Below are 13,313 nucleotides of genomic sequence, written 5' to 3' on the forward strand. Positions count from 1 at the left end.
CACAGTTCCACCGCATAGTGTTACACAGATCTCATCCGGAGGTAGCATGCGTCACTGCCCGCCGGGCGGGCGGGCGGAGGGACCCGGAATCAGTCCAGGACCAGTCCCGATCCGGTGCCGCGGGCCAAAGTCACCGGGTGGATTTCACCAAACCCGCGCACGTTGCGCGGCTGATGCGGGATGAGGACAAACTTCGGGTTGTCCTTCAGCGCGGCCGCGGTGGAGGCATCGGTCAGCACAGTGCCGGGCTCGGCCAGGGACGTCAGCCGGGAGGCAAGGTTCACGGTGGGGCCGTAGATGTCTCCCAGCCGGGACAGGACGCGTCCCCAGACCAGGGATACGCGGGCCGAGGGCAGCAGCTCATCTTCGGTGAAGGCCTTCGCCAGTGCCAGTGAAATTTCGGCACCGGCCTCAGGTGTCTCGGCATTGAAGAGCACTTCGTCGCCGATGGTCTTGACCAGCCGCCCGCCGCCCACCGAAATGATCTCGGCACACTTGTGCTCAAAACGCTGCACCATCTGCGCCAGGGTCTTCTCGTTCATCTGCCGGGAAAGGCTGGTGTAGGAGACAAGATCAGCGAAACCCACCGCCCGTGCCAGCGGCAGCGGGGCATCATCCGAGGCGCTGCCGTCGTGGCTGGCCAGGCCCGCTTCGGCGCGCAGGGCCAGCCGCTGGATAGCCGCATTAAGCTGCCGCTTCCAGGCGTAGACCAGCGTCTTTTCCAACGGTTCAATCAAATCGGGCAGCGCCGCCACCAGGTTTTTGCGGGCCTCGGCGTCGGTGATTCCGCGCCTGGCCACCATTTCTTCGACCAGTGCTTCAACCTGCCACACCACCATGCGGTCCGTCATCTGGCCGATGGAACGCATGATGGAAATGGCCGCTTCCTCGGTGAGCTGCTCGTCGCGCACCAGTTCAATCACGGTGCTGAGCGCCTCCCGGTCCTGCTCGGTGAAAAAGACCGCGTCGTCGTCGAGGTTCGGGAAACCCATGGCGCGCCAGAGCTTGCGGGCGGAGAGGAGCGAGACGCCCGCTTCGGCGGCAGCTTCACGGCGCCTCAAGGTCCGCGGACCGCCGATCAGCTGCGCCTCGAGCCTGCGCACGTCCTCCCGGTCAATTTCCGTACCCGTGTCCGCCGCCGAATAGTCCGGGCGGGGCGCCGTTGCGGCCTGCAGCGGGTCCGCCGGCACGGAATCGGCAGGCACTGACAGGGGTTCGGGGTGGCTGGCGGCTCCGGCCTCGCCGTGGCCTGCGTCAGTCATTGTCCCTCCGTTCGTAGTCGTATCCCCCGTCTGAATCAATATCTACACCATCAAACATGGCGGTCAGCGGCAGCTGGCCTATGGCCGAGACCACTAGCGACCGGAAGCGGTGCACTTCGGGCACCGCCGGGTACTGCATCACCCGCCCGTGTCCGAGGTCCAGCACCAGCGTGCCGCTTCCCTGCATCCGGTCCGGCACGGACTGCCGTATTTCCAGCTGGTAGATGGCAGCCAGGGCAATCTCATGCTCACGCCGCAGCAGCACCCCCTGGCGCTGGATCAGCCGGCGGTCGGTGAGGATGATGCGGCCGGCCAACCAGCGCAGCACGGGCGGGACGCAGTAACGCAGCAGGAGCAGCACGGCCACGGCAGCGACGGCGGGCTGCAGATACGGACTCCACTCGCCCAGCTGCCCGGGCAGGCTGTCCCGGCCGAGCCAGCCGTATGCGTATCCGGCGGCGGCACCGGTGACTCCGGCCAGTACCAGCGGTTTCCACAGAGGACGGGCATGCGGGCGCCCGGCGGTAATGAGGTGTTCGCCGGGATACAGTCTCAGGCGCACCACCCACCGCCTGCCGAAAGGCACAGTCCGGTCCTCATATGCTCAGGCCTGCCCGGCGCGCAGGTGCACCACATCGGCGGCGCTGACCGTGTGCGGGTGCCCCTGCTCATCGACAATAACGAGGGCTCCCGTTGGCGCCAGCGCCGCAGCACGGCCCAGGAGGGCTCCGCCCCCGGGCAGCTCGGCACGCACGTCCCGGCCCAGGGTGGTCAACCGTGCGGTAACCCGGCCCCGCAGCGAGTCCTGCCCGCCTGCGGGCACGGCGTCGGCGTCTCCGTCTACGGAGCAGAACAAGCGGTAGCCGTCCGCCAGGGCCAGCAGGTAGTCCTGGAGCAGGATGTTGCGGTCCGTGGTGGAGGCATACTCCATCAGCAGGCTGGTGGCCGTGGGAACCGGCAGGTCCTCATCGGTGAGGCTCACGTTCAGGCCGGCACCCACCACTACGGCCGGCGGTGCGCCGTCGCTGGAGGGAACCAGCTGCGCCAGCACCCCGGCGAGCTTGCGTCCGTCCACCATCACGTCATTCGGCCATTTCAGCCGGGCTTCCACGCCGGTGCGGGCGGCTATGCTCTCTGCCATCGCCAGCGCGGCCAGCAGCGACAGCCAGCCGTAGGAGTCCGTGGGCAGCGGGCGCCCGTCCCGGTTCACCGGCCGCATCAGGACGCTGACAAACAGCGAGGACCGTTCCGGTGCCACCCAGCTGCGGTCCATCCGGCCCCGGCCGGCGTTCTGCAGTTCGGCGGTCAGCACCGTAAGGTCCGGAACCTCCCAGGGGCGCAGGCGGGCGGCGTCGGCCAGGTCCGTGTTGGTGGAACCTGTTTCCTGTACTACTTCCAGATCCGCATACGGGCCGGCGGGGGCCACCAGGGCCGCCCGCAGGCGGTCCGGATCCAGGGCCGGTCTTTCCATGCTGGAGTAGTGCAGTTGCATGCATCCGATCTTACGCGGGCGCCCTGACATTGATGGGCACCCGGTTCCGTGCAGGCCCGGCTAGAGGAAGAAGTCCGGCATCAGCGACTCTGCGGGCACGCCCGGCGCGTACCGGCTGAAATCGGTGATGCCTTCCTCCCGGAGGACGGCTTCATCGGTGTAGAAGTTGCCGGTCGACTGGCTGCTGGGCCGGGTCAGGATGGCATGTGCAGCATCGGCCATGATGTCGGCGCTGCGCGACGCCGCCGCCAGCTTGTCGCCGCCGGGCATGTTGCGGATTGCCGCGGTGTCGATGCCGGTGACCGGCCATAGCGAGTTCACCGCCACGCCGTCGTTCTTCAGTTCCTCCGCCAGGCCGAGCGTAGTGAGCGACATTCCGTATTTGGCCAGGGTGTAGGCGAGGTAGTTGCCGGCCCACTTGGGGTCCATGTTCAGGGGCGGGGAGAGCGTCAGGATGTGGGCGTTATCGGACCGGCGCAGGGCGTCCAGGGAGAACTTGGACAGCATAAAGGTGCCGCGGGTATTGATGTCCGCCATCAGGTCATAGCTCTTCATCGTCACGGCGTCGGTGCCGGACAGATCAATGGCCGAGGCGTTGTTCAGGACAATGTCGATCCCGCCGAACTGTTCCACGGTGGCTTGGACCGCGCGGGCAACGTCTTCGTCGCGGCGCACGTCGCCGATGATCGGGAGGGCCTTGCCGCCGGCAGCCTCCAACTGTTCGGCGGCGGTGTAGACCGTGCCTTCCAGCTTGGGGTGCGGCTGCGCCGTTTTGGCGAGCATTGCAATGTTGGCACCGTCCGCTGCGGCACGCAGGGCAATGGCAAGTCCGATGCCGCGGCTGCCGCCGGACATCAGGATGGTGCGTCCGGCCAGGGACCGCGACGCCGTTTCCGGGGTGCTGTTGGGTGTGCTCATGCCTCGACAGTAATACACACCACAGCTAAGTTACCCGTCAGTAACATCGTGTCCGCATGTCGGCCCCCATCTGCGCCGGACCAAGCACCGGGACGCGAAATTGTAGGATTTCTACACTCAGTCCCGGTGCAGGCGCTCACTAGACTGGGTAAACCACACCCCGTAAACCGCACGCATTTTGTGCGGAACCTACTTAACGCCCAGCACGGCCCTTCCCGCCGGAAGGTTCCCGCGCTACTCGACCGGCACCCGGAGGCCTTCTTGAGCATCGACCAGGACACGAACCTGCACACGACCGCAGGCAAGATCGCCGAGTTCCGGCGGCGCCAGGCCGAGGCAGAGCTGCCCTCCGGACAGGCCGCCGTCGAGAAGCAGCACGCCCGCGGCAAGCACACTGCCCGGGAGCGCATCGATTTGCTGGTCGACGCCGGGTCCTTCGTGGAGTTCGATGCACTGGCTGTCCACCGTTCCACCGCGTTCGGGATGGAAAAGAAGAAGCCCCTGGGCGACGGCCTGGTTTCCGGCTACGCCACTGTGGACGGCCGTCCCGTGGCGGTCTACAGCCAGGACTTCACTGTGTACGGCGGTTCCCTGAGCCAGGTCAACGGCGAGAAGATCGTCAAGGTGCAGGAATTCGCGCTGCGCACCGGCTGTCCCGTGGTGGGCATCCTCGACGGCGGCGGCGCCCGCATCCAGGAAGGCGTCGCGTCGCTGGCCATGTTCGCTGACATCTTCCGCAACAACGTGCATGCGTCCGGGGTGGTACCGCAGATTTCCCTGATCATGGGCCCCTCCGCCGGGGGTGCCGCGTACTCCCCCGCCCTGACCGACTACGTCGTTATGGTGGACAAGACCTCCCACATGTTCATCACCGGACCCGACGTCATCAAGACGGTCACGGGCGAAGACGTGGACATGGAAACCCTGGGCGGTGCCCGTCAGCACAACGCCACCACGGGCACGTCCACGTACCTCGCCTCGGACGAGGAGGACGCCATCGAGTTCGTCCGCGAACTGCTGGACTTCCTGCCGTCCAACAACCTTGCCGAAGCACCGCTGACCGCTTTCGACTCCGATCCGGAACCCACCGAGGCGGACCTGGCCCTGGACACCCTCATCCCGGACTCCGCCAACCAGCCCTATGACATCCGGGCCGTCATCGAGAACGTGCTGGATGACGGCCACTTCCTGGAAATGCAGGCCCTCTACGCACCGAATGTGATCATCGGGTACGGGCGGGTCGAAGGCCACACCGTGGGCATCGTGGCGAACCAGCCCATGCAGTTTGCCGGCACCCTGGACATCGCCGCTTCTGAGAAGGCCGCACGCTTCGTCCGGAACTGCGACGCCTTCAACATTCCCATCCTCACCTTCGTGGACGTGCCGGGCTTCCTGCCGGGCAAGGACCAGGAGTTCAACGGCATCATCCGCCGCGGCGCGAAGCTGCTCTACGCCTACGCCGAGGCCACCGTCCCCAAGCTCACCGTCATCACCCGCAAGGCCTACGGCGGGGCCTACATTGTGATGGGCTCCAAGAAGCTGGGCGCCGACCTCAACCTCGCCTGGCCCACCGCGCAGATCGGCGTGATGGGTGCCCAGGGCGCCGTCAACATCCTCTACCGGGCGCCGCTGAAGGCAGCCGCCGACGCCGGGGGCGATGTCGAAGACGTCCGCCGCCAGTACATCGAGCAGTATGAGGACGAGCTGCTCAACCCGTACCAGGCTGCCCAGCTCGGATACGTGGACGCCGTGATTGCCCCCTCCGAAACCCGGCTGCAGCTGATCCGCGGGCTGCGGGCTCTGCGCGAGAAGCGCGCCGCCCTGCCGGCCAAGAAGCACGGGAACATGCCGCTGTGAGCACCGCGGACCTATTCCCCGAGTCGCCGGCCCCCGGCGCACCCCTGCTCTCCGTGGTGGCCGGCAACCCCACGGACGAGGAGCTCGCGGCGCTGGCCGCCGTCGTCGCCGGGCTGGCGGCTGAAGAAGCAGTGCTGCCGGCACCGCGCCCGGCGCACCGGATTTGGGCCCGGCGCCGGATGCTCCGGCTCGAGCCGACCCCCGGGCCGGGCTCCTGGCGGCGCAGCTTCCGTTAGCCCCCTTGCGGAACGGCGATTAGGCCCGCCGGGCGCCTCTGCGGTTAGGCTACCTTTGTGAGCCAACAGACATCATCTTCCGAGCCCATGTCCACCGCGGCCAGCGCACCGGCGCGCCAGCCCACTGCCATCGACGCCGTGGCCAATGCATACACCGCCACCCTCCTCGACCTGGATCCGTCCCTTGCCACCTCCCTGGGCATCCCGGGGCGGGAAACCGAATACGGCGACTATTCCCCCGCAGGCCTGGAGTCCTTCGCCGAAGCCATCCGGGAAACGCTCAGCCGCCTGGACGGTCTGGAACCCGCGGACGACGTCGACCGCGTCACCCTGGACGCCATGCACGAGCGCCTCGGCCTGGACCTGGAGATCCACGAATCCGGCTGGGACCTGTCGGACCTGAACAACATCGCTTCCCCCGCCCAGGGCATCCGCAGCATCTTCGACCTGATGCCCACCGATACCGAGGAGCAGTGGCACCACATTGCCGGCCGGCTGAACAACGTCGACGACGCCGTCGCGGGCTACATCACCAGCCTCCGCAGCGGACTGGAACAGTCCCTGGTGCCGGCCCGCCGGCAGGTCAAGATCGTCATCGAGCAGGCTTCCGCCTATGCCGAGGACGGCGGGTTCTTCGACGCCCTGTCCGCCAACGCATCCCTGCCCGGCGGCGAAAACCTCCCCGAGTCACTGCTGGCCGAGCTGCGCACCGGCGCCGAGTCCGCCCGCCGCGCGTACCTGTCTCTGGCCACTTTCCTGGAATCCGAGATGCTGCCCGCAGCGCCGGAGAAGGACGCCGTCGGCGCCGAACGCTACGCACTAATGTCCCGCCGGTTCCTGGGCTCCTCCGTCAATCTGGAGGAGACCTACCAGTGGGGCGTGGAAGAGCTGGACCGCATCATCGCCGAACAGGAAGCCGTAGCGGAGCAGATCCGCCCCGGCGCCACTGTGCAGGAGGCAATGGACATCCTGAACGAGGATCCGGCCCGGCAGCTGCACGGCACCGATGAGCTGCAGTCCTGGATGCAGGACCTGGCGGACCGCGCCGTGGAAGACCTGGCCGGCTCGCACTTTGACATCACCGGACCCATGCGCCGGATCGAGTGCATGATCGCCCCCACTCAGGAGGGCGGCATCTACTACACCGGCCCCAGCGATGACTTCTCCCGGCCCGGGCGCATGTGGTGGTCCGTTCCTGCGGGCGAGGACACCTTCACCACATGGCAGGAGACCACCACGGTCTACCACGAGGGCGTACCCGGGCATCACCTCCAGATTGCCACGGCGACGGCGGCGCGCGGGCTGCTCAACGACTGGCGGCGGAACATCTGCTGGGTTTCCGGCCACGGCGAAGGTTGGGCGCTGTACGCCGAGCGGCTGATGGACCAACTGGGCTACCTCAACGATCCGGGCGACAAGATGGGCATGCTTGATGCCCAGCGGATGCGCGCGGCCCGCGTGGTCTTCGACATCGGCGTCCACTTGGAACTGGATATTCCCGAGCGCTGGGGCGAAGGCACCTGGACAGCCGAGAAGGGCTACGACTTCCTTAGGCAAAACCTGACCATCAGCGAAGGCCAGCTGAACTTCGAGTTCACCCGCTACCTCGGCTGGCCGGGCCAGGCGCCGTCCTACAAGCTGGGCCAGCGGCTCTGGGAGCAGATCCGCGACGAGGTCCGCAGCCGCGAAGGGGACGCCTTCGACGAGAAGGCCTTCCACACCCGGGCCCTGCAGCTGGGCTCGGTGGGCCTGGACACCCTGCGGCGGGCCCTGCTGGGGAACTAACCCGGTTCCGGCGCCTTCCTCCAATGCGAGGTTCGTCACAGTGCCCCGGGGAATACCCCGGGGCACTGCCCTTTCTCCGCAGGACGCCGCGGGCCTGCAGCGCGCTACCTGCAAAGCACCCGTCCTGGCCGGCGTAATATTTCGCAACTTCAAGGCAGGTCTGGTAGTGGTCCGCCGTTAGAGTCTTCTCCGTGACCACACAGACCTCCTCCCCCGATTCCCCCGCCCGGCGTTTGCCCAAGTGGGCAACGTCCTTCGGGCCGCAGATCATCGCTGCGCTCATCGCCGGCCTGGCCCTTGGCCTGCTGGCCAAGTCGATGGGCTCCAACGGTGACGAGCCGAACTGGCTGACCACCACCCTGAGCACCATCGGCACCAGCTATGTTTCGTTGCTGAAGACCGCCGTTGTGCCGTTGATCTTCACGGCCGTCGTCAGCTCGATCGCGAATCTGCGTGCCGTCTCCAACGCGGCCCGGCTGGCCTGGCAGACCCTGCTGTGGTTCGCCCTTACCGCACTGATCAGCGTGGTCATCGGCATGGTGCTGGGCACCGTGCTGCAGCCGGGTAACAATGCCGACGTCGCCCAGGAGGACTTCCACGGCAGCCAGGGCAGCTGGCTGGGCTTCCTCACCGGCCTGATCCCGGGCAACTTCCTTGGCCTGGGTGCCAGCTCCAAGGTCGCCGAGAGCGGCGACGTGAGCACCAGCGTCAGCTTCAACGTGCTGCAGATCCTCGTGATCGCCATCGCCGTCGGCATCGCCGCCCTCAAGGTCGGCAAGGCCGCAGAGCCGTTCCTGGCCTTGAACGCGTCGGCGCTGGCCGTGATCCAGAAGGTGCTGTGGTGGATCATCCGCCTGGCCCCGGTGGGCACCGTCGGCCTGATCGGCACCGCCGTGGCCACCTACGGCTGGGACACCATCGGTTCCCTGGGCATGTTCGCACTGACCATCTACATCGGTCTTTTCCTGGTCCTGTTCGGCGTCTACCCGGCACTGATCAAGAGCCACGGCCTGTCCGTACGCCAGTGGTTCTCCGGCGCCTGGCCGGCCATCCAGCTGGCCTTCGTGTCCCGCTCCTCCGTGGGAACACTGCCGCTGACCCAGCGCGTCACCGAACGCAACCTCGGTGTATCCCGGGCATATGCGTCCTTCGCCGTACCCCTGGGCGCCACCACCAAGATGGACGGCTGCGCCTCGATCTACCCGGCCGTATCCGCGATCTTCGTGGCACAGTTCTTCGGCATTGACCTCGGCTTTACGGACTACCTGCTGATTGCCCTGGTCTCCGTGCTGGGTTCAGCCGCCACCGCCGGCACCACCGGCGCCGTCGTGATGCTGACCCTGACGCTGTCCACGCTGGGCCTGCCGCTGGCCGGCGTCGGGCTGCTGCTGGCCATCGATCCGATCCTGGACATGGGCCGCACGGCGGTCAACGTGGCCGGCCAGACCGTGGTTCCCACCCTGGTGGCCAAGCGCAACGGCCTGCTGGATGCCGAGCTGTACAACGCCAAGCGCGAGGGCGACCCGTTTGCGGACGACTCGGAGCAGATCGACCCGGTGCGGACCGCTGCGGAGCAAACCGCCATCCAGGTACCCGGAGCGGGTGTCAGGAGCTAGGTTCACCGCTTTGGCAGGGCCGTCCCCTTGGGGGCGGCCCTGCTGCGTTAACGGCCGGCCGGGCTGGCTAAACCGGCTCCGGCGGCGTTTTCCCGGCGGCTTCCGCCGGCACTAGGCTGGATGCCGTGACCAACCCAAACCTGAGCCTCATCCTGGCCTCCGCCTCCCCCGCCCGCACCAAGCTGCTGACCGACGCCGGCATAGCCCACACGGTCCTTGTATCCGACGTGGATGAAGACGCCGTCACCGCCCGCTACGGGCTGACCGACCCGCACGACACCGCCCTGCTGCTGGCCCGCGCCAAGGCCGAAGCCGTGGCCGCACTGCCGGAGGCGGACGGCGCCCTGGTGATCGGCTGCGACTCGGTGTTCGAGTTCGACGGCGAGGCGCACGGCAAGCCGTGGGAGGCCGACGTCGCCCGTTCCCGGATCCGGCGCATGAGCGGTTCCTCCGGGGTACTGCACACCGGGCACTGGCTGGTGGATTGCCGCGACACCGATGAGGACGGGTCCGGCGCAACCCTCGGCGCGGTCAGCTCCGCCGAGGTGCACTTCGCCAAGCTGTCCGACGAGGAAATCGAGGCGTACATCGCCACGGGCGAGCCGCTGCAGGTGGCCGGATCCTTCACCATCGATTCCCTGGGCGGCGCGTTCATCGAGCGGGTCGTCGGTGACCCGCACGCCGTCGTCGGGCTGTCCGTGTCCACGCTGCGCCAGTTGCTGTCCAGCGCAGGGGTGCGGATCATCGATCTCTGGAAGTAGCCCGGGTGGCCGGGCCAGGGGCTTGGGTCTGGTGAGCACTTCCCGGGCTTTTCCGGCCCTGCTCGCCGTCTACTGAGCACTTCCCGGGCTACCCGGGGCCCGCTCCCCGTCTACTGAGCACATCCCGGGCTTTTCCGGGCTCCGATACCCCGTTATCTGCTCACTCGAGCCCTGCCTGGCGGCACGCCACCGAGCAGGTCCTGGGAGGCCCTACCGAGGAGGCTCCCACCCGGCTAGCGTCAGTCCTCGGCGCACTTTCGCTTGGACCCAGCCTGCCCCTTGCAGCAGATCGGCCCGGCTGATCTTCACCTGGACCCAACCCAATTCGGCCGTCAGAAGGTCCCGGTGATGGTCTTTCGCCTGCTGTTCAGGGGTCAGGTGGTGGGCACCCTCGTACTCCAAGCAGGTCCGGAACTTGCGGCAGCCCAGATCAACCCATACCTGCGGTGTGCCGTCGACATCACAGATGGCCACGTTGGGAAGGAACTCCGGCAGATGCGGATCGTGCGCGAGCATCAGCCGAAGCCGGGTTTCGGGAGGGGAATCAACTCCGGCACGCAGGTGCCCAAGCGCTGTCCGACACTTCGATAGATGCGCAATTCCGGACTTCCCCTCGATGTAACGCTTCAGTTCCGGCAGCGGCACCCGTGCCACTCTGCGGGGGCCGAAACTACGATGATGCTCGCTCACCACTTGGTCGCCCGAGATGATCAACTCCTCCAGCGTGAGCATGCCTCCAAGGTCCAGCCAAGTGCGGGCGATGCTGGTGACCGGCAACCCCAGAATGTTGGTGATCTCACCCGGGTGGAGCACCAGACGATGTCCGACGACGTGGCGTCGCCGGGATTGGCTTTTGCCCGGGGGCCGACTCAAATGGATGACCGGTTCCTCAGCCAAGCGGCGCGGCAGCACCATGCCGTGGAGCCGGGCGGCCGTGGCATGGCTTACGACGGCGTCTGGCAACAAGTCCGCGTACGGCCGGCACCTGTCGGCCAACGTGTAATGGCCGCCTAATGGCACACGAATGGAACGGCTGGGCGTTCTCATGTCCGACGCACGGAGTCGATTCTCGGTGATGCTGAGGGCTTTGGCGGCGGAAAACGTAAAGGGTTTAAGAGCCACTGGCAAGGGGCGCGGATACCTCAGGCAGCCATTCCACTCCACCCTGCACTCCGGGGCGGCAAAAAGCGTCCGCCGGTGCGGAACCAGTCCAGGACTTCCCCCGCGGGAGGAACAGTCCCCATGCTGCAGCGGGTTGGCGGTGGAGCACCCCGCAGACGAATCTCCGGCCCGAGACCCGTCCCCAAAGGATCCCTCCCTCGCCGAAGTCCCTCGCCGGTGCCCCAGCCGGGACCGACCCTCACAAGCACCATGTGCTTTGTAGAAACCCCACAACGAACAGCTGTGTCCCACGCAGAAACAGCACGCATTATGGCCCGAGACCACAAAACCGCGCTAGGCTCCGAACAGATCAAAAGGAGCCAGTGCACCAATGAGCCAGAACATCCCCGAGCCTGCCGCGACCTCCGCCAAGGCACTCACCAAGATCCTCATTGCCAACCGCGGCGAAATTGCCGTCCGGGTAATCCGCGCAGCGCGTGATGAAGGCCTTGCCGCCGTTGCCGTCTATGCCGACCCCGACAGGGACGCACTGCATGTACGCCTCGCGGATGAGGCCTACGCGTTGGGCGGCAGCACCGCCGCGGAGTCCTACCTGGACATGGATAAAATCCTCGACGCTGCGGCGCGCTCCGGCGCAGACGCCATCCATCCCGGCTACGGCTTCCTCTCCGAAAACGCCGAGTTTGCCCAGCGCGTCATTGACGCCGGCCTGACCTGGATCGGCCCCTCCCCCAGCGCCATCTCCTCACTCGGCGATAAGGTCCAGGCCCGGCACATTGCCGCCAAGGTCGGCGCCCCGCTGGTACCCGGCACCCCGGATCCGGTCGAGTCCGCCCAGGACGTGCTGGATTTCGCTGACCGGCACGGCCTGCCCCTGGCCATCAAGGCTGCCTTCGGCGGCGGCGGACGCGGCATCAAGGTAGCCCGCACCCGCGCGGAAATCCCCGAGATGTTCGACTCCGCGGTCCGCGAAGCCACTGCGGCGTTCGGACGCGGCGAGTGCTTCATCGAGCGCTTCCTGGACGCTCCCCGGCACGTGGAAACCCAGTGCCTGGCCGATGCCTACGGCAACGTCGTTGTGGTTTCCACCCGCGACTGCTCCCTGCAGCGCCGCAACCAGAAGCTGGTCGAGGAAGCCCCCGCCCCGTTCCTCACCGAGGAACAGACGGCCAGCCTGTACACGGCGTCCAAGGCCATCCTGAAAGAGGCCGGATACCAGGGTGCAGGCACGTGTGAGTTCCTGGTCGGCACGGACGGCACCATCTCCTTCCTGGAAGTAAATACCCGCCTCCAGGTGGAGCACCCGGTGTCCGAGGAAGTCACCGGACTGGACCTGGTCCGCGAGCAGTTCCGCATTGCCCGCGGCGAAGCCCTGGGCTACGGGGACCCGGAAATCCGCGGGCACGCCTTTGAATTCCGCATCAACGGCGAGGACCCGGGCCGCAACTTCATGCCGGCGCCGGGCACAGTCTCCGCGTTCAAGCTGCCCACCGGCCCCGGCGTCCGGGTCGATTCCGGTATTGAGGCCGGCGAAACGGTGGGCGGAAACTTCGATTCCATGCTCGCCAAGCTCATTGTTACCGGCGCCACCCGCAGCCAGGCGCTCCAGCGTGCCCGCCGCGCCCTGGCGGAGATCGACGTCGTTGGCATGCCGACCGTCCTGCCCTTCCACCGCGCCGTGGTGGCCGACCCGGCCTTCACCTCCGAAACCGGCTTCGGTGTCCACACCCGCTGGATCGAGACCGAGTTCGTGAACTCCCTGCCGGCTTGGAGCGGCGAGGCGGGCGAAGCGAACGACGACGACGAACGCCGCCGTGTGACCGTGGAAGTGGGCGGCAAGCGGCTTGAGGTTGTGCTGCCCGCCGGGCTGGGCGGTGCCGGAAACGGCGCGTCCAACGGTCCCCGCAACGGCGGCAGCGGCAAGGGCCGCAAGCGTTCCCGCGGCGGTGCTTCCGCGGCAGCAGCCGGCAATGACCTGACCTCGCCCATGCAGGGCACCATCGTCAAGGTGGCGGTGGAGGACGGGACGGCCGTCCGGGAGGGCGACCTGGTGGTCGTCCTGGAGGCCATGAAGATGGAACAGCCGCTGACCGCGCACAAGTCCGGCACCGTCACCGGACTCACGGCGGTGCCCGGTGCAACCGTGTCCGCCGGCGCCGTCATCGCCACCATCGCCGACTAGGCCCGGGCCCGCAGGCCCGCAGGCCCGCGCGAGGGCAACACAGGCACCACAGACAACACAGCACAACGGAAAGGCCCGGCTC

11 protein-coding genes are annotated in these 13,313 nt (G+C 67.2%); 6 read left to right on the forward strand and 5 right to left on the reverse strand.

Annotated features, from left to right (window positions below; all coding sequences use genetic code 11):
• Positions 1-89: 89 nt before the first annotated feature.
• Genes QNN98_RS12335 through QNN98_RS12350 form a run of 4 tightly spaced genes read right to left on the reverse strand, consistent with a single transcriptional unit; the run spans position 90 to position 3,672 of the window.
• Positions 90-1,262, reverse strand: coding sequence for an adenylate/guanylate cyclase domain-containing protein (locus tag QNN98_RS12335; RefSeq protein WP_227914191.1), 1,173 nt, complete (start codon positions 1,260-1,262; stop codon positions 90-92).
• The gene (locus QNN98_RS12340; RefSeq protein WP_283997513.1) at positions 1,255-1,848 is read right to left on the reverse strand and encodes a PH domain-containing protein; all 594 of its coding nucleotides are present in this window, start codon (positions 1,846-1,848) and stop codon (positions 1,255-1,257) included. Before QNN98_RS12340 ends, QNN98_RS12335 begins: the two co-directional genes overlap by 8 nt.
• A gap of 18 nt (positions 1,849-1,866) precedes the next feature.
• A complete protein-coding gene (locus tag QNN98_RS12345) occupies positions 1,867-2,754 on the reverse strand; it encodes a biotin--[acetyl-CoA-carboxylase] ligase (protein WP_229960729.1) in 888 nt (295 codons plus the stop codon).
• Between the two features lie 60 nt (positions 2,755-2,814).
• Positions 2,815-3,672: an SDR family oxidoreductase gene (locus QNN98_RS12350; protein ID WP_283997516.1), complete on the reverse strand. Its 858-nt coding sequence runs from the start codon at positions 3,670-3,672 to the stop codon at positions 2,815-2,817.
• A gap of 261 nt (positions 3,673-3,933) precedes the next feature.
• Here QNN98_RS12350 and QNN98_RS12355 point away from each other — a divergent pair, with 261 nt between their 5' ends.
• From QNN98_RS12355 to QNN98_RS12375, 5 genes are all read left to right on the forward strand, one after another.
• Positions 3,934-5,529 carry an acyl-CoA carboxylase subunit beta gene (locus tag QNN98_RS12355; RefSeq protein ID WP_227927011.1) on the forward strand — a complete coding sequence of 532 codons (1,596 nt, stop codon included), beginning with the start codon at positions 3,934-3,936 and terminating at the stop codon, positions 5,527-5,529.
• Positions 5,526-5,765 (forward strand): acyl-CoA carboxylase epsilon subunit, encoded by a 240-nt coding sequence (locus tag QNN98_RS12360; protein WP_283997519.1) that lies wholly within the window; start codon positions 5,526-5,528, stop codon positions 5,763-5,765. The genes QNN98_RS12355 and QNN98_RS12360 overlap by 4 nt, the downstream gene beginning before the upstream one ends.
• A gap of 87 nt (positions 5,766-5,852) precedes the next feature.
• Positions 5,853-7,550 carry a DUF885 domain-containing protein gene (locus tag QNN98_RS12365; protein WP_283997672.1) on the forward strand — a complete coding sequence of 566 codons (1,698 nt, stop codon included), beginning with the start codon at positions 5,853-5,855 and terminating at the stop codon, positions 7,548-7,550.
• Positions 7,551-7,741: 191 nt separating this feature from the next.
• Positions 7,742-9,166, forward strand: a complete 1,425-nt coding sequence (locus tag QNN98_RS12370; protein ID WP_227914185.1) for a dicarboxylate/amino acid:cation symporter — start codon at positions 7,742-7,744, stop codon at positions 9,164-9,166.
• A 125-nt stretch (positions 9,167-9,291) separates the two neighbouring features.
• Positions 9,292-9,927, forward strand: coding sequence for a Maf family protein (locus QNN98_RS12375; protein ID WP_227927009.1), 636 nt, complete (start codon positions 9,292-9,294; stop codon positions 9,925-9,927).
• A gap of 210 nt (positions 9,928-10,137) precedes the next feature.
• Here QNN98_RS12375 and QNN98_RS12380 read toward each other — a convergent pair whose 3' ends face one another.
• Positions 10,138-10,974, reverse strand: coding sequence for a putative endonuclease domain-containing protein (locus tag QNN98_RS12380; protein ID WP_283997522.1), 837 nt, complete (start codon positions 10,972-10,974; stop codon positions 10,138-10,140).
• 445 nt (positions 10,975-11,419) lie between these two features.
• On the opposite strand from QNN98_RS12380, the gene QNN98_RS12385 reads away from it, so the two are divergent.
• The gene (locus QNN98_RS12385; protein WP_283997524.1) at positions 11,420-13,231 is read left to right on the forward strand and encodes an acetyl/propionyl/methylcrotonyl-CoA carboxylase subunit alpha; all 1,812 of its coding nucleotides are present in this window, start codon (positions 11,420-11,422) and stop codon (positions 13,229-13,231) included.
• The last annotated feature ends 82 nt before the right edge of the window (positions 13,232-13,313 follow it).

Origin of the sequence: Arthrobacter sp. zg-Y1143, from assembly GCF_030125565.1 — a bacterium.
GTDB lineage: Bacteria > Actinomycetota > Actinomycetes > Actinomycetales > Micrococcaceae > Arthrobacter_B.

What these genes read in the sequence shown, in the direction of transcription:
- QNN98_RS12335 (WP_227914191.1), bottom strand. Translation starts at nt 1,262, where the DNA reads ATGACTGACGCAGGCCACGGCGAGGCCGGAGCCGCCAGCCACCCCGAA.
- QNN98_RS12345 (WP_229960729.1), bottom strand. Translation starts at nt 2,754, where the DNA reads ATGCAACTGCACTACTCCAGCATGGAAAGACCGGCCCTGGATCCGGAC.
- QNN98_RS12350 (WP_283997516.1), bottom strand. Translation starts at nt 3,672, where the DNA reads ATGAGCACACCCAACAGCACCCCGGAAACGGCGTCGCGGTCCCTGGCC.
- QNN98_RS12365 (WP_283997672.1), top strand. Translation starts at nt 5,853, where the DNA reads ATGTCCACCGCGGCCAGCGCACCGGCGCGCCAGCCCACTGCCATCGAC.
- QNN98_RS12380 (WP_283997522.1), bottom strand. Translation starts at nt 10,974, where the DNA reads ATGAGAACGCCCAGCCGTTCCATTCGTGTGCCATTAGGCGGCCATTAC.
- QNN98_RS12385 (WP_283997524.1), top strand. Translation starts at nt 11,420, where the DNA reads ATGAGCCAGAACATCCCCGAGCCTGCCGCGACCTCCGCCAAGGCACTC.